Origin of the sequence: Roseomonas marmotae (genome assembly GCF_017654485.1) — a bacterium.
Classification (GTDB): domain Bacteria; phylum Pseudomonadota; class Alphaproteobacteria; order Acetobacterales; family Acetobacteraceae; genus Pseudoroseomonas; species Pseudoroseomonas marmotae.
In genome coordinates this window covers 42,041-59,993 of the sequence record NZ_CP061097.1, presented here as the reverse complement: position 1 = coordinate 59,993, position 17,953 = coordinate 42,041, and the positions used below count along the sequence as shown (strand labels likewise).

Genomic DNA, 17,953 nt, shown 5'->3' with positions numbered 1-17,953 from the left:
CTGTAAGAACCTTTGAATTTCAGATTCAAACCATGTCTCAAAATGAGAGGCATCATCCAAATTACGTTGATTGTGGTGCCGGCACTTCACGATAGCATCGCTACGCTCACGTAATAGTGAGCGCTATCACACCGAGGGACCACGCCGATGAACGTTGTGCAGCCCGCCTCCTCTGCGCTCCGGACCCTTATCAGGAAAGATCTCCAGCAAGACATCGACGCTGCCGTCACCGCCATCGAGCATCTGGCGATACGCGCAGCGCATAGCCGGGAGCCCTGTGCCACCATCCTGTTCCGGACCGCCGAGTTGCTGCGCATCGCCGTGGTGACGCGCTGAACCGGCTATCAGCAACAACCGCCATCATGGGTGGCATATGCGTGCGCCATCCGCTGGCGGCGCCGCTTGCCCGATAATCGTTGGGGGTCGTGCTCACGAAGCCGACGGCCGGCAATTGCCGCATTCGGCCGTGCTACGGAGGTGATGCCGATTCGGCGTTGAGGCAACCACGGCCGTCTGCCAAGCCGAAGTCACCGCGGCCAAGCGGACGCGCGAACGGGCGGCCAGCAACCTTGGCGTATGACCGCGCAAGCTTTGTATAAGAGGATGTAGTGGGTTCTCCCCAGATTCAGAGGATGAGAACTGACCGTGTTCAGCGCAGGGCAGAGATGACTGACTTGAACAGGTCCGCGCCGCGTGCCTCGCCGGTGACTGCCGCGTAGCTGGCGAGCACCATCACCGTGCGCGTCGCGCGGTCCACGAAGACACGCTGACCGCCGATGCCATTGGCGGAGAAGCCGTCCACGCCGGGGATCCCCCACCAGAAGTAGAAGTAGCGCCCGTCCTCCGAACGCGTAGAGGCTTCCACCCAGTCTTTGGAAACGATCTGCTTGCCATTAGCAACGCCACCGTCGAGCATCATCTGGCCCAACCTGGCATAATCACGCAGCCTGGCGCCGAAGCCGACGCCATACCATTCGTGCTGCCGCCCTGTAGGGCCTTGCATGAGCCAGTAACCAGGCGCCTCCATGCCGGCCGGCTTCCAGAGAACCTCGCTCATGTACTCGGCCACGGAGCGCCCTGTGGCTCGCGCCAGGATCACGCCGGCCAGTTCGGTGTCGAGGGTGGAGTAATTGAACCGGGAGCCAGGTGGCTCCACTGCGCGGAGACTTCCCGCGATGTCCTCGTAATAGGCCGTCTCTGTATTGGCGGAAGCGTCTCGCACCCGGTCCAGTTCTGTGCCAGGGGAGTAGTCCTCCACCCAGGAGGTGCCAGCACGCATCGTCAGCAAGTCCCGCAGGGTGACGTTGTCGTAGCCCGAGCCAGCCAGTTCGGGCAGGTATTTCACGACCCGATCATCTACACCGCCGATATGGCCCTGCTGAATTGCGATGCCGATCAGAACGGACATCCAGGACTTCGACATGGAGAAGCCGATGTAGCGGCTCTCCTCAGTACCGCCGTTGCGGTGCACCTCCCGCACCAGCCGACCATCTCGCAGGACCAGGACAGCGTTGACTCGCAACTCTTGAAGAGCTGAGGCGAAGGTGGTCGTCTTCCCGCCTATGGTGACGGGCGCATCGTCTGGCAGGGCAAGGTTCGACCGTTCTAGCCGCCAGCTTCCCTCGCCTGGCGCAACGGGGCGGGTGTTCAGCAACTCGTCGAGATGTCGATACATCAACAGCGCCACTGAGGGGTTTGAGCGCTGACGCCGCGCCTCGATCAGGGCAGGGTCGGGCGCTTGCCCCCAGGCGCTCCCTGCGGCCGGGCCAAGAAACAGGGAAGCCAGGCAGAGGCTGGCCCAGAGGGGGCCTCGGTAACTCATGGACATGGATCATCTTCCTCCGACTTTTTGTTGTATGCAGCGAAAGGCGGGCCACCCTGTCACCGTCCCGGCAGTCGCCTGCCTGGCAGGCCGCTGAGTCAGAGATCCTCACGCATGGCCTCCAACGGCCGTGGTCGGCTAAGTTCAATCCGCCCTGAGCGCCGTAGCCTCACCGTACACGGCTGCAATCGCATAATGCGTATCAGTGCTGAGCCAGGCAGTACGGCCCGCTCCGCAACATGCCTTTCTCCAAGGAGAAATAGTCTAGAAATTTGCCCATAGAGATCTACCGCAACATCTATGCGTTCCGCATCCCGGAAGATCTGCGATGTCATCAACCTGTTCTGGCCGTCGAGACTGTTTGCATAACCGGTGACGCGGCATGTTGGCGTTGGGGAATCAGTATGGTGGGGAAGTGGAATTTCAGGCAGCGCCTTGAGTGTCCCTGAGCCGAGGTTGCTAGGATCCTCCGTTCTCCCACAGGATGCGGCGCCCAGTCGGGGCGCGTGAAAAGGCGGCAAAGCCCGCTGTACAGGAGAGGAAGACATGAAGACAACACGACGCTGGATGCTGGGCGCCGCAGGGAGCGCGGCCTGCGGATCTCTCGTCGCATCCGGAGCCGGTGCGCAATCCTTCCCATTCACCCCGAACCAGCGCTACCCCGATCCGGCAGTGCAGATCCTTGATCCGAGCTTCGCCAAGTACCGGATCTACAGCAGCACGCTGGAGCAGGTCGCCACCGGAATGCGCTGGGCCGAGGGGCCGGCTTATTTCCCCGAAAAGGGGTACCTCCTCTGCAGCGACATCCCGAACAACCGGATCATGAAGTATGACGAGAAAGATGGGAGTTTTACGGTCTTCCGCAGTCCGGCCAACTTCGCAAACGGCAATGCACGCGACCGCCAGGGACGCCTGATTACCTGTGAGCATTCCGTGACGCGGCAGGTCACAAGGACGGAGCAGGACGGCAGCATCACCGTGCTGGCGAACAGCTTCGAAGGCAGGCGCCTCAATGCACCGAATGATGTCGTTGTTCGTGCAGATGACACGATTTGGTTTACTGATCCGCTGTTCGGCATCAATGGTGAATGGGAGGGCAGCCGCGCGAAGCCGGATCAGCCGACGACCAACGTGTATCGGATCGATCGTAACGGGACATTGAGTGCCGTGATCACCGACTTGGTCAATCCCAATGGCCTCGCCTTCTCCCCTGATGAAAGCAAACTCTACGTAGTTGAGTGGCGGGGCACGCCCAACCGCAGCATCTGGAGCTTCGATGTCAGTCCGGATGGAAGCCTTAGCAACAAAACAAAGCTCATCGATGCTGCAGACCAAGGCGCGTTAGACGGGTTCAAGGTCGACCGGGACGGCAACCTCTGGTGCGGATGGGGCAGCAATGGGGCATTGGAGCCAGAGCCTGCTGTGGTTGGCGGGCGGCAGGTCTTTGGCCTGCGCGGCAAACCGGAGGATCTGGACGGTGTCATGGTCTTCAATCCTCAGGGCAAGCCTATCGGCTTCATCCGCCTGCCGGAGCGCTGCGCCAACCTGACCTTTGGTGGACCGAAGAACAACCGTCTTTACATGACGTCGAGTCACTCTCTCTACGCACTGTATGTCGAGTCACACGGCGCAGTATGAGGACTATCGTCCATCCGAGCAGGTCCGTGCAGTCGCTGGGACGGATGGGGCGCGCGCGGCTGAGCGTGATGGTAGCTGAAGCAGGGTGGCGTCTTTTGGCAGGACACCACCGTGTTGCCATGGGCATGCGTCAGAAGCCCACGCAGCCGGTAGCCCAGCGGGGATCGCGGTGGAAACGTCGACATACCCGCTGCTGCGCCTGGGTCCCGGTCCGTAATCCCTTATGATATCGCATTGAGCTTTACCGCGGAGGATGAGGCCATTCGTGGTCCGCACTCCTTCGCGGTTTCAGTCTCCGGTGACACGCCAGATGCTGTCGCCGACATCATCGGCCATCAGCAGCGCGCCATCCGGGCCTATGTGAACACCGACAGGGCGCCCATAAGACTCTTTCTCATCCGGCGACAGGAAGCCTGAGAGGATGTCGCGCGGTGGTCCGTCCGGATGTCCGTTGGCGAAGGGAATGAAGACCAGCTTGTAGCCGCTGAGGATGCTGCGGTTCCACGAACCGTGCTGCCCGATCGCCATCCCTTCGGGGAAGCCCGGCAGCGTGCCGGCCGGCAGCCAGCACAGGCCTAGCGAGGCGGTGTGACCGCCCAGCGCATAATCCGGGGTGATGGCGCGGGCGACCCGCGCCGCATCCTGCGGCACCCGATGGTCGATGACACGGTCCCAGTAGCAGTAAGGCCAGCCGTAGAAGCCGCCATCCCGCACCGAGGTCAGGTAATCCGGCGGCGTCTCGTCTCCCAGTCCGTCACGTTCATTGACCACGGTCCAGAGGGCGCCCGTGTGAGGCTCCCAGGCCATGCCCACCGCATTGCGCAGGCCGGTCGCAAAAATGCGGCGATGCCCGGTGGCCAGATCAACCTCATGGATGGCCGCCCGGCCTTCCTCCTCCTCCAGGCCGTTGTCAGCGATGTTGGTCATCGAGCCGACACCGACATAGAGCTTCGTCTGGTCGGGACTGACCAGCAGGCTGCGGGTCCAGTGGCCGCCGGGCTTGAAGTCGCAGATCTGGCGCCCCGGCGCCTGGATGCTGGTGGCGCCAGCCTCATAGGGAAAGGCGACCAGGCCGTCGGTATTGCCGACATAGAAGGTGTTGCCCACCAGCGCCATGCCGAAGGGTTGGTTGAGGTTCTCCAGGAAGGTCTCGCGGATCTCGGCTACGCCGTCGCCATCGGCATCCCGCAGCAGGGTGATGCGGTTAGCGCTGACACCCATGGCGGCCGCACGCTTCATGGTGCTGATCTGCGCATAGTCCCAGATGGACCTGGCCGGCCGGGCGACACTGCTGGACTCGGCGACCAGGACATCGCCGTTGGGCAGTACGCAGAGCCAGCGTGGATGGTCCAACCCCGTGGCGAAGGCATTCACCCTGAGCCCCGGTGCTGCGATCGGCGCCCGGCCGTCGTGCCATCCCCTGGCAGTCGGCATCTTGAGGGTGGGGATGGCGCCTTGTGGCTTCGCTGCCGGAATGGCCGGCGTCTTGCCCCAGGCCGGGATGGGTGTGCCATCGGTCATGCGCCGTATGGCCACTGTCCCGCTGCCGACCAGGGCCACGGGGACTGTCAGGAATTTCGTGTGCGGCGGAGCGGTTGAACATGCTCAGGCCATGGCGCGAGTGAAGCGCTCGCCGAACAGAACGGCGAACTGCGCCTTAGCCATGGACCATTCCCGCGGCGGCATGGTCCACTCCTTCTCCGCCCGGTGCAAGACCAGAAACAGCAGCTTCAGGGCGGCCTCATCCGTGGGGAAGTGCCCTCGGCTTCGAACTGCACGGCGCAGCTTCGCGTTCAGCGCCTCAATGGCATTGGTGGTGTAGAGGAACCGTCTGATTTCGACGCTGAATGCGTAGAACGGCACGACCTCGGTCCAGGCGCGGCGCCAGCTCTGGCCAATGGCGGGATATTTCTGGCCCCAGAATTCTGCTTCAAAGGCAGTCAGGGCCGCTTCGGCGGCGGCGGCATCCACGGCCTGGTAGATCGCCTTCAGCGCCGCGGCCACGGGCTTGCGGTCCTTGTAGGCGACGAAGTCCAGGCTCTGGCGCAGGAGGTGAACAATGCAAGTCTGCACCACGGCCTCCGGGAACACTGCCAGGATGGCCTCAGGGAAGCCCTTCAGCCCGTCTACCACCGCCAGCAGCAGGTCCTCGACACCGCGGCCGCGCAGCTCGTTCATCACCCGCAGCCAGAACTTCGCACCCTCATTCTGCTCCAGCCACAGGCCCAGGATCTCCTTGCCACCGTCGGCCCGGACGCCCAGCGCGATGTGCACCGCCTTGTTGCGGACAAGGCCCTCATCCCGGATCTTCACCCGCAGGGCATCGAAGAACACCACCGGGTAGACGGGCTCCAGCGGCCGGTTCTGCCAGGCGCTGATCTCGTCGAGCACGGCATCCGTGACAGCGCTGATCAGGTCGGGCGAGACCTCGATGCCGTAGAGTTCGCGCAGGTGGCCCACGATCTCCCGCGCGCTCATGCCGCGGGCGTACATCGAGATGACCTTGTCATCGAAGCCAGGGAAGCGCCGCTGGTACTTGGCGATCAGCTGCGGATCGAAGCTCGCCTGCCGGTCGCGTGGGATCTCCAGCGCCAGCTTGCCACTGTCAGTGACCACCGACTTCCGGCCATAGCCGTTGCGGCTGTTGCCTTCACCACCCTCTCCGGCCAAGTGGTGGTCCATCTCGGCGTTCAGCGCCCGCTCGGTGAACGCCTTCTTCAGCTCATCCAGCAGGCCGCCCTGCTCGAAGGCCGTTCTGGCGTCCGCACCGGCCAGCAACTGGTCCAGGATCGCATCCGGGATCCGCGGCTCTTTCCGTCGGGCCATAGGGGGTCTCCTTCTTCCCTACTATGCCCCGCCACACACGAAATTCCTGACAGTCCCGGGCCACGAGTTGTGCGAAGAAACCCGAAACGCTCAACAGGCTGCTCCTTGCGCGGACGTCCAGGTCAGCAGACCAGCCAGGATCCTGCAGATCAAGGCATCTCCTGAGCTGCTGAGCTCCTGGTGACAGAGCAGGACGCCAGTGCGCGCGAGATGCGGACGTGATCAACCGCTTTGGAGCGTCGGGGTCGGAGCGGGCCCCTCCCCTGCCCTGCACATCCTGTCCACCCGGTGATCCACAGCTCTGTCCCCGCAATCTGGGGACAAGTCCGTGGCTGGTCCGGCGGGCAGCAGGCTGTCAGCGCAGCGCCAGATCCTCCAGGTCATCGTCGAGCGGGTAGAAGCGGCTGGCCACGGCCTGCAGCTCACGGCTGGCATGGGACCAGTAGAGCAGCGTTACCTCGAAGCCGTCCTGCACCAGTTGCCGTACCATCGGTTCGTAGTCGCCGTCGCCGGCCACCAGGGTGATGCGGTCCCTGCCCGGCTGCCCCAGCCGGTAGGCGTCACGGCAGATGCGGGTGACCAGGCCGGTGTCGACCCGCTTTTCCTTACCACTGATGCTCCGCTCCACCACCTGCACCGCAAAGCCGGCCGCCCCGGCATGGCGCCACAGCCCCTCATTACCGTCAGTGATCGATCCGAACACGGCGGCCTGCACCGGATCCTCCAGCTCGCGCAGCAGCGCCATCAGGCGATGGAAGTCGATGCGATAGCTGAAGTGAGGTCGGCTCTGCTGGTTTACCTCGGCCAGGCTGCGGGCCCAGCCTCGCGCCACCGCGCTGACCTTCTGCGCCTCGATGAACAGGTTGCTGCAGTCGACATAGGCCAGATGCACCGCGTTACCTTTACTGGGCTGGTTTGGAGCACCCACTCCGGCGAGACTAGCCCGGCGAATGGGCGGCGAGAACGGGCGTGGGCTCTTGGCACCCAGGAGCAGGAGGGTTGTGGGCGTCGATGTCCTGGGACTGGTATGAGGCCCATGCCGCCGCGGTGGTGCCGCAATATAAAGCCGCCGATGCGGCCACCCATGCATGCATGATCAGCAAGTGCCAGAGTGGACAGCGGAGCGGTGAGCCTCCACGGCGTGGATCTAAGGTGCGCCCTGACGCGCACGCGGTGCAACGGAAGCAGAGACAGAATGCGCGTACCGCAGCATGCCGGACCCTCGGGGTACGCTCTGCTTTACTAAACCGTCAGACGGCCGGAAGGGCGAATGCCGACAGACCGGTTTCCCGACATATTGGATATCCGGAATATCGGCCATCCGACTATTCGGCTTTAGCATGGCGTTAACGTTTTAGATACGGCTCGGCCCGGCGCGAAGATCCGCAAATAAGGTGCAAAAACAGTCGGGAGGCCGGAAAGTCGGAGTGCCGAAATGTCGGTTATCCGACATGTCGGCACTCCGGAATATCGGTCTACCGATTATACGGCCTTCCGGGGCACCTTCCGGAGGTCCACGAAGTCAGCCGGCACAACCGGATAACCAGCGTCACGCAAGATCTCCAGCAGTATAGTAGTGGCGGAGGTATTCCTCCGCGCGGCCCTGGTCTTAAGCTCCAGAGCAACCGCTTCCGGCAGCGCGAATTCCATCCCCTGCCGCTTCGGCTTCGTAGCCCGTGCAGGCGGCACCGTTGGCACACTCGGCAGGACGCGGTCAGCGAGAGGCTGTAGGCGCTGCCGCAGTTCATCATCGTTCAGGTCAGGAATGGGTGTCGAGGGACGCTTAGCCATTATCAGTCCATCCCAGCAGCGCTGCCACTTCATCACCCAGCGCAGTTACATTGCCGGCCGCACCACCTTCCGGGTCGTCTTCCCATGGAGGAGTGCCTGTATAGGTCATCAATCGGAAGGCGGTCCGCTCCATCAGCTCCGTGGACAGCATCGGCAGCCCCCGCTCGGCGAATTGCTTCCGGCTATGTTCGACCACTCGCTGCCGCAGCACGGGCGTGCGGGAGAGAACAACCCGAGTGGTGATCTCCCGCCGTGTCAGGTCTGCCGCCTGCTCCACTACGGCGTGGGTCTTCATCGCCTCAACCACATCGAAGAGCGATGGCTGGGCCGGAATCAGGACTAGGTTTGCCTTGCCGCAAGCATAGAGCATGGCTTGGTTGGCGGTGCCCTCCAAGTCGATCACGATCAATCCGGCTCGCTTACTGGCCTCACCGACAGCCGCCAGCAGAGTCTCGCCGTTAGCCACCTCTGCACGAACACCTTTCGCCTTACCCCGACGAATCGCTTGGTAAAGTGTTTGGTTCGGGTCGGCGTCGATACACTCAACCAGCCGACCATCCGGCATGTCGGGATTCCGACTATCCGACATGTCGGCCAACCGCCGTGCCAATTCTGTTGCGAGGCAAAAGGCGAGCGTGGTCTTGCCTACGCCGCCCTTTGTGCTGGCTAAAGCCAGGATTTGAGGTGCCATAGGTCAAAGGTCGGATATTCCGGCTTGCCGGTCAACCGATATGTCGGATTACCGACATTCCGATAATTCGGGAGGTCGGAACTAATGAACTTCAATGGTTTAGGCGGGAAGGCTGTTGCGGGAGATGTTGATCTTAACCGCGCCTGAAGCCATGCTGAAACGTGGCCTCGAATCCCCGGGGCCAAAATGAGAAAGGGGCCGCCCCAGCAGAACCGCCAGAACAACCCCTCTTCGTGAAAACGGCCTGTCCCGCCTTGCCGGGCGGAACTGGAGTGTAGTGCTACTCCGAAGATAGGCCCCTGCGCTTTCAACCGCAAGATTCGCGGAACGGGAAACTGCGTCCTGTTGGCGGCCCAGGAGCATGGGCATGCCTATCTCACCACGCCCAGCGCGTACCGGGTCCGTGCGCGTTGCCGCCTGGCAACGCCAGCGCCTGGGTGATGCCGACCGGCGCCGCATCATGGAGGCCGCGCGTCGCCTGGAGCGGCACAGCCACCAGCCCGGGATGCACGGCGGCGCGCTGCGCCGCACCGGTATCCTCGTCCTCTGGACGCTGCTCTACCGCGGCCCCTCCCGCCATGGCGTCTGTGACCCCTCCCTAGCCCAGCTCGCCGCCTGGTCCGGCTGCGCCCGCTCCACCGTCCAGCTCGCCCTGCAGCGGATCGAGGCCGCCGGCATCATGGGCCATGTCCGCCGCGGCATCACGGTCGCCGGCCGCTGGTGCCAGTGGACCAGCGCCTACCTCTTCGCCAGCCCGGCGCAGTGGGCTCTCAGCGATACCGAAGCCCGGTCAGCCGAAGTCTCTTCAGTGAAAAAGAAAGCTCAGGAAGGGAGATGGGGAGGGGAGGGCAGCGCCCTGACGGCAGCCGAGCGGCAGGCGCTGGCGGCCAAATGGGGGCTGCTGGCGCCAGCCGAGGCCGCTCACAGCGCATGATGACCAGATCTGCAGGGCAGCGGCCAGCCCAGTGATGCTGGCAGAGTGGATCTCCGTGCCGCGCAAGCGCCAGCTGGCCAGCTATCTGGAGCTGCAGGGCCGGGTGAGGGGAGGCCATCGCCTGACGGTTCTGGCCTGCAGACAGGATCACACCATGCGACAGTGGCGCGGCGCGGCGACCTGGCAGCCGTCAGGTCACCGCCCGTCGTTATTGCCCGAGGAGCCAGCCAATCGCCTCGATGGGACTCTGCTGGGCGCCTTCGCGGTAGCCATCGGCGCGGCCCTGTTCATAGGCCCGGTGGCGCTCCGAAGCGGCGCGGCGTTCGCGCTGCTCCTGCCGCCAGGCGCGTTCCGCCCGCCGTTCCCGCTCGCGCCAACGGCGTTCCTCCTGGCGTTCCCAGCGCCGCTCATGCTTCCAGGGATCGGCCATAGCCGCGGAGAGCGGGGCAGACAGGAAGGCTCCGGTGAGGGCCAGCAGCAGCAGTCGGGGGGCTGTCATGAGAGGTCTCCCGGTCGGTCAGCGTTCTTGAGAACGCGGGGATCCGGGCGGGAAGGCGGCGCCGATAGGGCAGCTTTGCCCCAGCTGTGGCGAGGCGCCACTGCGGGAGGAAAGACACGATAAGGGCGGATGAGGGTACCTGTGGTCTTTGAAGTACAGAGTTACCGCAATTAGCTGATCGTCAGGCGCATAGCCGCACGTGTCGGCCAAATTTACGCCCGTCACTAATCAGCTCTGCCGATGATGCGGCAGCCTGGCCGGCCAGATCTGCGAACTGCCTGCCAGCCATGTTGGAGCGGTGCTGAAGCCCAAGCGTTCAGCAAAGTTTGCTCGGGGTGCGCGGGGCGTGGTGCTAAACCATTCCTGCAGCAACGACTGCAAAGGGAGAAACGTGGATGCTAGGCAGAGGAATCTTCGGCAGCCGCGAGGTGGCGCTGCCCAACGAGGTCGCCGTCTATATCACCGAGGATGACAGCGGCACCCTGGTGGGTGTGGTGCTGCCGCCCGGGGCCAAGGCCAATCCCGCAACGCCGGGCGACCTGCCAAGCAGCGCCGGTACGGTGCAGCGCAGCGCCGCGCTTGCGATCAATGATGGAATCCGGAAATCTCAGGCGCTGATGGCGCCGCTGGTCATCATTGACCCCTTTGGAGTTTGGGACGCCGATTGGGGGGAGTTGCGCCCACACTAAGGGCGGCCTTTCTTTGCAAGCAACGCCTCAGCCACCCCCGAGTGGGCGTGCGGCAGTCCCGTGCCAATACCCTCCATCACTTGTACCCACCCGGCCACACCGTCAGTCGATAAAGAGCTGGCCTCCTATCGGGAGAGCTATCGGGAAAGCCGGTTTTTCCGCGTCTAGCCATGCGACATGCGGCAAACGTCGCAATCAGTTGCTCAGGAACGATAATGATTCGGAATGGCGGAAGCTCTCCACACCATGCCAGTAGCGGCCCAGGCGCAGCCTCAGCATCACCCCGCGTCAGTCTGCCGCGAAGCAGTAGAACAGCCCGGCACCACCGGTGCTGCGTAGTCCCGGCAGATTGCAGCCGCGGGTCGCGTGGGAGGAATTCCAGGACTTCGCCGGCGCATCGTCCTGCAGTCCCAGCCGGTCATGGTGCCCGACGATGGCCGAACCCTCCGCCCCGCCGAGCGTCCAATTGCCGCAGGTCCGGTCCTGCTCCCCGGCGAAGGCGTTGCCATCAGGTTGAGACCCCGTGAGGATATCGTGGTTGTTCGGATTGTCGCCGCGGCCATTGACCACCTCGCCCTTCTCCGTCAGCGCCGTCTGCTTCGACAGGCGGTTGCCGTCGCTGTGCAGCGAGGCCACGTCCTGCGCGATCACCTCGCCCTTCGCGTTGCGCCAGGGGCCGCGCCCGATGCGGTCCCGTGCATTCACGGCCGGAGCACCACCGGCAGCGGAGGTGCTGAGATAGGCGTGCCAGGTGTGGTTGCCAGCGCCGGCCGCCTGCGCGAGTGACCGGCAATACGCGTCCGCCCCGGCGAGGCCACCCAGGTTGGCGCCCTGCCCCGGATTGCTGGAAGTGACAAAGAAGGTCATCTCGCTCGCCTGCTGACCATGGGCGGCTGGAGCGGCGAGAAGCACGGCGGCGGCAAACGCGATCGCGGTGGTCGGGTGCATGGCGCCTTCCTCATGTTCGGGAACCCGAGCAGGACGAGGCCGTGGTCGGTCCCGTGCAGGGCTCCGATTGGCCGGTGGCGCCGACCAGCGGCGGCACGGGTGTGCAGGACGCTATAGAGGTCCGGCCTGCCCTGCCATCATTTTCACCAGACCTCCTGGCGGATGACGCGCACTGGGTGCGAGGCAAAGAACCCGCGGGCCAAACTGACCCGCAAGTCGCCATGGGCGGCTTAGCGGCCGAGCAGCTGGCCGAGGACCGCAAGCGGGTTCTGCTGGGCACCTGGCTGATAGCCATCGGTGGGGCCCTGCTTATAAGCTTGGCACCGACCCCGTGGGGCGGCCAGAAAGGCGCTGGTGACAGCCAGCAGAAGAAGCCTGGTGGGCCGCATGGTGGGTCTGCCAGTCGGTTAGCGTTCCCTTTAGAGCCCGTTTGAGAATGCTGCGGGTGAGGTGTTCAGGCGTCCTCGCGTGCCCAGATGGGCTGGATGTGGACCAAGGAACATCGCGCACGGCAGGCTGGCTTTGAGCGGCGCCGCTACCCGACCGATCTGACGGATCAGGAATGGCGGGTTATTCGGCCTCTGCTGCCGCCCAGCAGCACCCGCGGCAGGCGGCCAGGCGTTGACCTGCGCGAGGTGCTGAACGCGATCCGCTACCTGGCACGGGCCGGGTGTGGCTGGCGCATGCTGCCGGTCCATTTCGGACCATGGCAGACGATCTATTGGTGGTTCCGGCGGCTCGCACGACGGTTCCTGTTCGCCACTCTGCACAACATCGCGCTGATGCTGGATCGTGAGCGGGTGGGGCGCGAGGCCAGCCCTTCCGCCGGGGTTCTGGACAGCCAGACGGTCAAGTCGCCCCAAGCACTGGGCGGCGGCGGCTTTGATGCCGCCAAGCGCCTCAAGGGCCGCAAGCGCCACATTGCGGTCGACACTGATGGCCGCCTGCTGATGGTCAACCTAACGACGGCCGACGTGCAGGATGCTTCCGGGGCGGAGCAGATCGTCAAGGCGATCCGCAAGCGCTGGCCCTGGTTGAAGCACCTCTTTGCCGACGGCGCCTATGACCGCGGCAAGCTGATGAGCGCTGCCGCCTTCCATGACTTCGTCATCGAGGTGGTGCGCAAGCTGACGGACCAGCAAGGCTTCCAGGTGCTGCCACGCCGCTGGGTGGTGGAGAGAACCTTTGGCTGGATGACCCGCTGGCGCCGCCTGGTCCGCGACTATGAACGCCGCTGCGACGTCTCCGAAGCCATGATCCACGTCAGCATGGGCGCGCTCCTCGTCCGGCGCATCGCTCACCCATGACCATTCTCAAACGGGCTCTTAGCTTGACTTTGGCCATCAGGCGGCGTGACAAAGGACGTAAGCCCAGGCGTGCTGGAGCGCTCGCCGGGGTTTTGCGCCGTGGCCGCTGTGCCGGGATGTGAGGAAACCTTGCTCGCACCAGATGTGACGTCGCACGGCGGCGAGGGTATCGCTGAAGGTCGGACGTTCCTTGTGATACCAAGCGCTGCTTGCCGCGGCATTGCGTTCTGAGGCTCTGAGCTGGGCAGCCAGGAGGGTGACGAGCGAGAATAGCCCAAGCAGGCATGGCGTCGTGCGGGCGATGGCGAGCTCCGACCACTGCCGCTGGGTCTCGACACCGAGATGCACCCTGGTTTCCTGAAAGGTCACCTCCAGCTGCCAGCGCTGGATGAACCAACACAGGATCTGCTCGGGCGTCCGATCAGGATCAGTGCACAGCAGGGCCTGCGGCTGGAACCGGCGATGAGGATCGCGGACCAGGATCCAGCGGATCGGCAGGATCGGCATTCCGCTATGACGCCATACGGCAGTGGCCGAGCAGATCTCGACGTTGCGTTCGCCCTCACCATACCAGCCTGGGATCACGACACGCTGCCAACGCGTATCGGCACCGACCAGCACCTCCGACAGGTTGGGCCGCCGCGCCCCTTTCGTGCGGGGCCGACCATTGGTTCCAGGTCGCCGTGGCGGCGCCGGATCATAGAGCGCGGCATCGAGCCGCAGGCGCGTGATCCCGATGATCCTGTGCCGGGTCAGGGCAGCCAGCAGTTCCAGGGCCGCAAAGCCGCTGTCGCCGACCACCACGATGTCGCGCCTTGGAAGCCAGCGACGGGCCTGCAGGATCAGTTGGCGAGCCCAGTCGGTGAGCTTCTTGTGCCGCCGGCCCCGCTCGCGACAGTACCGCTCGGAGGGCGCGAGCGTGGACAGGAAAGGCAGCGCCCAAACCCGGCCGGCCCAGGGAACAGGTGCCAAGAGCATCAGGCTGATCCAACGCAGGCCGGAAGCTTTCACGAAATGGCCGTGGCTGGAGCGCACCGGGTCGCGGTAGATGCCCATCGCTGCAATCCGCTTGCCGCGGCGGCGCTCAATCGTGTCGTCGATGCCCAGGACGACCGGCCCGTCCGGTGCGAAGGTCGTGATCAGGTGCGCCAGCAGGAGGCGTGACGCTGCCCGGGGGCTCCAGACCGCCCGGTTCAGCACCCGATGATAGTTCACGAAGCGCCGCTCCTGCGCGAGGCCGCTGATCTGCAACAGGCTGGTCACCGTACGTTTGCCTGGCGCCAGGATAGCCCCGATCAGCAGCACCTCGGCGTGTTGCCAGCTACGCTGGAAAAACAGCGGCGCAAAGCTCAGGATCACCGCGGCGAAGCGGGATGGTAGGTGAAGCATGGCGGCGTCTCTTGGCGGGGACACGCCAGCCTAGCCAGTCACCCGCCTCGCCGCCTACGCCTCCCTCAGATGGCCAAAGTCGAGCTTAGAAACGCCGCAATCAGAGCCGCAAGAGGATGCCTGCGTGGCAGCTTTGCTCCAACTGTGGCGGCGCACGCCGCTACAAGAGATTGAACACGATAACCAACGATTATCGTGCCGGTGCGATTCACTTAAAAAGTATGGAAGCGCCTAAGACGACCGGGGCTGTTGAAACATGCCCCATCGTTGGCCGGGTGCGTTTGAGGGCGGAATGACACCCAAGTATTCGTGGTCCCGTCCCATTGGGATGGTCAATCGGGAATGGACTGGATTTGAGAAATGCTGGCAGGCAGACACACATGGCATGCGCGCTGCCTTCCTTCTCGATCAAGTCCGCCAGTGCGGTGGGTAAGCAGCGTCATAGCCCCGCATTGTCTCCATGCGCGACAGCCAGGCGCCCAATGCTGGCAGACGCGCGCCGAGGTCTTCGAGGCCAAGCTCCATTTCGATGGCTTCCGAACGCACTGCGACCCGACGCAGCATCTGGATGTTCGGCAGTGCGACGATGTCCGTTGCGGTGATGTCGTCGCCCGCCAGATAAGGCGTGATCGACAGTGCCTGCTCCATCCAGCCAAGCGCATCATAGACGCGAGCGGCTGACGCGCGCATCGCTTCGGGATCGTCCTTCGCATAGCCGCGCAACAGCGGGCGGACGATCTCCACATCAAACAGATCGCGCGTGTAATTCTCGAACTCGCTCACGCGCTGCCAGACTCGGCCGTGCTCCTGTGCTGTCTGTCCGAGCAGCGGCACGGCGGGATACGCGCGATCCAGGAAAGCGATGATCGCCACGGATTCGTACAGCGCCGTGTCGCCAGTCTTCAGGACCGGAACCTTCCCGCGCGGGTTCAGCGCGAGGAATGCCGGCGCGCGATGTTCCTGCTTGCCCGCATCCAGCCGGCGCGAGACATACGGCACGCCTTTGTATTCGAGCGCCAACTGCACCCGCCACGCGTAGGGGCTGCCGCTTATCCAGAAGAGTTCGTGATCCATCGTTCGGCCTTCCACGCTCATAGTTGTAGCTCTGCACCGTTCCGTGCGTGCATGTGTGGATGTCGGCAGACGTGACCGGTACTCGTCGCCGGAGCTTCAACGTCAGGCCACAAAGCGGACGACGCCGCCATCCACGCGCCAGCTTGCCACTGTCAGTGACCACCGACTTCCGGCCATAGCCGTTGCGGCTGTTGCCTTCACCACCCTCTCCGGCCAAGTGGTGGTCCATCTCGGCGTTCAGCGCCCGCTCGGTGAACGCCTTCTTCAGCTCATCCAGCAGGCCGCCCTGCTCGAAGGCCGTTCTGGCGTCCGCACCGGCCAGCAACTGGTCCAGGATCGCATCCGGGATCCGCGGCTCTTTCCGTCGGGCCATAGGGGGTCTCCTTCTTCCCTACTATGCCCCGCCACACACATTCCTGACAGTCCCGAGCAAGCCCGCCGTGACCCGGCCGTGGAGCAGCAGTTCTCAATGCCGGACAGCTGGTCCCGGCAGCTCTTCGTCGCCCTCTGCCGCCGCTACGGGCTGAGGCCCTATCGCTACCCTCGCCAGAAGCGCACGACGGTAATGCTGCGCGCGCCCAAGGGCTTCCTCGATACGGTCCTCTGGCCCGAGTTTCTGGAACTGGAGCGGGCGCTGCGGGCGCATCTGCAGGGCGTGACCACGCGCATCATCCACGACGCGGTCCATGCCGATACCAGCGACGCGGAGGAGGTAAACCCCGCCTTGCCGGGCTCTGATGGCTACGCCGCTGCGGCGGTGTCCCGGCCCCAGGTCCAGGGGAGAAGGGCATCAAGCCCGTTCGAGCGCACGTCGCCGCGGACCATCCGCTGCAGCACGTCGGTCAGCCAGGCCTCGGGCTCAACGTCATTCATCAGGGCCGTCCGGATCAGCGTCGTCGCGATGGCCCAGTTCGCGCCGCCTGCCTCACTGCCTGCGAACAGCGCCGCCTTGCGGGTGACGGCCACGGGCCTGATCTGCCGCTCCACCGTGTTTGTATCCATCTCCAGCCTGCCGTCCTCAAGGAACCGCACGAGACCGCCCCAGTGGCGCAGGCCGTAGCGGATGTCCCCGGCGAGCTTGGAGCCCTGGCTGAGGCGATCCAGCTGCGCCCGCAGCCAGATCTCGAGGGCGGCGACCAGCGGCGCGCTCCTCTCGCGACGGATGGCGCGGCGCTGCTCCGCCGAGCGGCCCCGGATCTCGCGCTCGATCCGGTAGAGCTCCCCGATACGCAGCAAGGCCTCGGCGGCGATGGGCGACTTCGTGCCCGCATGGACCTCAAAGAACCGTCGGCGCAGGTGCGCCCAACAGAAGGCCAGCGTCACCGAGCCGTCGCGGCGCTCCCGCCGCATGGCCTTGAACCCGTCATAGCCGTCGACCTGCAGCACGCCTCGGAACCGGCCGAGATGAGCAGCGGGTCGCGCTCCCTTGCGGTCCGGCGCGTAGGCATAAGCGACCGCAGGAGGAGCCCGCCCCAGCCAGGGGCGGTCGTCGACGGCATAGGCCCAGAGGGCCCCCTTGCGGGTTCGCCCGCGACCGCGCTCCAGGGTGGGAAGTGGCGTGTCGTCGGCGAACACCCGTCCCTGTTTCCTGACATGCTCCAGGACCCGCTCGTAGAGAGGCCGGAGCCACCAACAAGCTGCCCCGACCCAGTCGCAGAGGGTCGAGCGGTCGAGCCTCACCCCGCTGCGGCGGAGGATTGCCACCTGGCGGTACAGCGGCAGGCCGTCGCCGTATTTCGAGACGAGCACATGCGCCAGCAGCGCCTCGGTCGGCAGACCGCGCGTCACCGCGTGCTCCGGGGCAGGCGCCTGATGAACACCGCCCACGCAGCCACGACAGGCCAGGCGCGGGCGGACGGTCACCAGCACCCGCAGCCTCGCGGGCACGACGTCGAGCCGCTCTGACCGGTCCTCGCCGATGACGCGCATGTCGCTGCCGCAGCAAGAACAGGTCCGGCTGGCGGGTTCCAGCACGCGCTCCACTCTCTCGAGGTGCGGCGGCAAGGCGCCGCGGTTCCGGCGCGCCGATGGGCGTCCGCGAGGGCCATCCTCCCCCGGCGCATCGTTCGCGGGCGGCGGGGGTGGCACGTCGCGGCCAAGTGCAAGGACAAGCTGGCCGGGATCGATGCGCTCGGCACTCTGGCCGAAGCGTGCGCGGTTGAGCGCGTGGAGCATGCCCTCGAGTGCCGCGATCCTCGCCTCGGCGGCAGCCAGCGCAGCGCGCAGGAGAACCACCTCCGCGTCCGCCCCGTTCGTGTCATCGGCTGCTGTCACGCAGGAATCGTCGCAGGCCGCGCCGCGTCGGTGCAAGCGAAAGCTGCTACGTCGCGCTCGGCCGCACACCC

15 protein-coding genes and 1 pseudogene are annotated in these 17,953 nt (G+C 64.9%); 5 read left to right on the top strand and 11 right to left on the bottom strand.

Translation table 11 applies throughout. The features are described 5' to 3' along the window. The first annotated feature begins 147 nt into the window (after window positions 1–147). Window positions 148–336, top strand: coding sequence for a hypothetical protein (locus tag IAI58_RS22555; RefSeq protein WP_207451034.1), 189 nt, complete (start codon window positions 148–150; stop codon window positions 334–336). 313 nt (window positions 337–649) lie between these two features. On the opposite strand, the gene IAI58_RS22550 is transcribed toward IAI58_RS22555, so the two are convergent. Then, complete coding sequence (locus IAI58_RS22550) at window positions 650–1,828, bottom strand: serine hydrolase domain-containing protein (protein WP_207451036.1); 1,179 nt, start codon at window positions 1,826–1,828, stop codon at window positions 650–652. A 540-nt stretch (window positions 1,829–2,368) separates the two neighbouring features. On the opposite strand from IAI58_RS22550, the gene IAI58_RS22545 reads away from it, so the two are divergent. Next, on the top strand, window positions 2,369–3,460 hold the full coding sequence (locus IAI58_RS22545; protein ID WP_207451038.1) for an SMP-30/gluconolactonase/LRE family protein: 1,092 nt from the start codon (window positions 2,369–2,371) through the stop codon (window positions 3,458–3,460). Between the two features lie 288 nt (window positions 3,461–3,748). Here the strand turns inward: IAI58_RS22545 and IAI58_RS22540 are convergent, their stop codons facing one another. The 4 genes from IAI58_RS22540 to IAI58_RS22525 all read right to left on the bottom strand — a co-directional run bounded on the left by IAI58_RS22540 (window position 3,749) and on the right by IAI58_RS22525 (window position 8,768). Further along, window positions 3,749–5,032: a PQQ-dependent sugar dehydrogenase gene (locus IAI58_RS22540; RefSeq protein ID WP_237182988.1), complete on the bottom strand. Its 1,284-nt coding sequence runs from the start codon at window positions 5,030–5,032 to the stop codon at window positions 3,749–3,751. A gap of 33 nt (window positions 5,033–5,065) precedes the next feature. Continuing rightward, window positions 5,066–6,286, bottom strand: coding sequence for an IS256 family transposase (locus IAI58_RS22535; protein WP_207451421.1), 1,221 nt, complete (start codon window positions 6,284–6,286; stop codon window positions 5,066–5,068). A 355-nt stretch (window positions 6,287–6,641) separates the two neighbouring features. Next, complete coding sequence (locus tag IAI58_RS22530) at window positions 6,642–7,178, bottom strand: NYN domain-containing protein (RefSeq protein WP_207451039.1); 537 nt, start codon at window positions 7,176–7,178, stop codon at window positions 6,642–6,644. An 891-nt stretch (window positions 7,179–8,069) separates the two neighbouring features. Then, the gene (locus IAI58_RS22525; RefSeq protein WP_207451042.1) at window positions 8,070–8,768 is read right to left on the bottom strand and encodes a ParA family protein; all 699 of its coding nucleotides are present in this window, start codon (window positions 8,766–8,768) and stop codon (window positions 8,070–8,072) included. A 367-nt stretch (window positions 8,769–9,135) separates the two neighbouring features. Between IAI58_RS22525 and IAI58_RS22520 the strand changes: the two genes are divergently transcribed. Next, window positions 9,136–9,702 (top strand): helix-turn-helix domain-containing protein, encoded by a 567-nt coding sequence (locus IAI58_RS22520; protein WP_207451044.1) that lies wholly within the window; start codon window positions 9,136–9,138, stop codon window positions 9,700–9,702. 208 nt (window positions 9,703–9,910) lie between these two features. Here IAI58_RS22520 and IAI58_RS22515 read toward each other — a convergent pair whose 3' ends face one another. Continuing rightward, entirely contained in the window at window positions 9,911–10,201 is a 291-nt protein-coding gene (locus IAI58_RS22515; RefSeq protein WP_207451046.1) for a hypothetical protein, read from the bottom strand. A 395-nt stretch (window positions 10,202–10,596) separates the two neighbouring features. On the opposite strand from IAI58_RS22515, the gene IAI58_RS22510 reads away from it, so the two are divergent. Next, on the top strand, window positions 10,597–10,890 hold the full coding sequence (locus IAI58_RS22510; protein WP_207451541.1) for a hypothetical protein: 294 nt from the start codon (window positions 10,597–10,599) through the stop codon (window positions 10,888–10,890). Window positions 10,891–11,178: 288 nt separating this feature from the next. Here IAI58_RS22510 and IAI58_RS22505 read toward each other — a convergent pair whose 3' ends face one another. Further along, entirely contained in the window at window positions 11,179–11,838 is a 660-nt protein-coding gene (locus IAI58_RS22505) for a hypothetical protein (protein ID WP_207451542.1), read from the bottom strand. Between the two features lie 485 nt (window positions 11,839–12,323). Between IAI58_RS22505 and IAI58_RS22500 the strand changes: the two genes are divergently transcribed. Then, entirely contained in the window at window positions 12,324–13,145 is an 822-nt protein-coding gene (locus tag IAI58_RS22500; RefSeq protein WP_208776004.1) for an IS5 family transposase, read from the top strand. 36 nt (window positions 13,146–13,181) lie between these two features. Here the strand turns inward: IAI58_RS22500 and IAI58_RS22495 are convergent, their stop codons facing one another. The 4 genes and pseudogenes from IAI58_RS22495 to tnpC form a co-directional block, all read right to left on the bottom strand. Further along, entirely contained in the window at window positions 13,182–14,534 is a 1,353-nt protein-coding gene (locus IAI58_RS22495; RefSeq protein ID WP_207451553.1) for an IS701 family transposase, read from the bottom strand. A 408-nt stretch (window positions 14,535–14,942) separates the two neighbouring features. Next, window positions 14,943–15,608, bottom strand: coding sequence for a glutathione S-transferase family protein (locus IAI58_RS22490; RefSeq protein ID WP_207450782.1), 666 nt, complete (start codon window positions 15,606–15,608; stop codon window positions 14,943–14,945). Between the two features lie 139 nt (window positions 15,609–15,747). Further along, window positions 15,748–15,981: pseudogene (locus IAI58_RS22485) on the bottom strand (transposase); the annotation flags it as partial. A 368-nt stretch (window positions 15,982–16,349) separates the two neighbouring features. After that, a complete protein-coding gene (gene tnpC / locus IAI58_RS22480; RefSeq protein WP_408906225.1) occupies window positions 16,350–17,882 on the bottom strand; it encodes an IS66 family transposase in 1,533 nt (510 codons plus the stop codon). Between the last annotated feature and the right edge of the window lie 71 nt (window positions 17,883–17,953).

Bases quoted from the DNA above. Each gene is read 5' to 3' on its own strand.
- IAI58_RS22555 (WP_207451034.1), top strand. From the start codon at position 148: ATGAACGTTGTGCAGCCCGCCTCCTCTGCGCTCCGGACCCTTATCAGG.
- IAI58_RS22550 (WP_207451036.1), bottom strand. From the start codon at position 1,828: ATGTCCATGAGTTACCGAGGCCCCCTCTGGGCCAGCCTCTGCCTGGCT.
- IAI58_RS22545 (WP_207451038.1), top strand. From the start codon at position 2,369: ATGAAGACAACACGACGCTGGATGCTGGGCGCCGCAGGGAGCGCGGCC.
- IAI58_RS22535 (WP_207451421.1), bottom strand. From the start codon at position 6,286: ATGGCCCGACGGAAAGAGCCGCGGATCCCGGATGCGATCCTGGACCAG.
- IAI58_RS22525 (WP_207451042.1), bottom strand. From the start codon at position 8,768: ATGGCACCTCAAATCCTGGCTTTAGCCAGCACAAAGGGCGGCGTAGGC.
- IAI58_RS22520 (WP_207451044.1), top strand. From the start codon at position 9,136: ATGCCTATCTCACCACGCCCAGCGCGTACCGGGTCCGTGCGCGTTGCC.
- IAI58_RS22515 (WP_207451046.1), bottom strand. From the start codon at position 10,201: ATGACAGCCCCCCGACTGCTGCTGCTGGCCCTCACCGGAGCCTTCCTG.
- IAI58_RS22510 (WP_207451541.1), top strand. From the start codon at position 10,597: ATGCTAGGCAGAGGAATCTTCGGCAGCCGCGAGGTGGCGCTGCCCAAC.
- IAI58_RS22505 (WP_207451542.1), bottom strand. From the start codon at position 11,838: ATGCACCCGACCACCGCGATCGCGTTTGCCGCCGCCGTGCTTCTCGCC.
- IAI58_RS22500 (WP_208776004.1), top strand. From the start codon at position 12,324: ATGTGGACCAAGGAACATCGCGCACGGCAGGCTGGCTTTGAGCGGCGC.
- IAI58_RS22495 (WP_207451553.1), bottom strand. From the start codon at position 14,534: ATGCTTCACCTACCATCCCGCTTCGCCGCGGTGATCCTGAGCTTTGCG.
- IAI58_RS22490 (WP_207450782.1), bottom strand. From the start codon at position 15,608: ATGGATCACGAACTCTTCTGGATAAGCGGCAGCCCCTACGCGTGGCGG.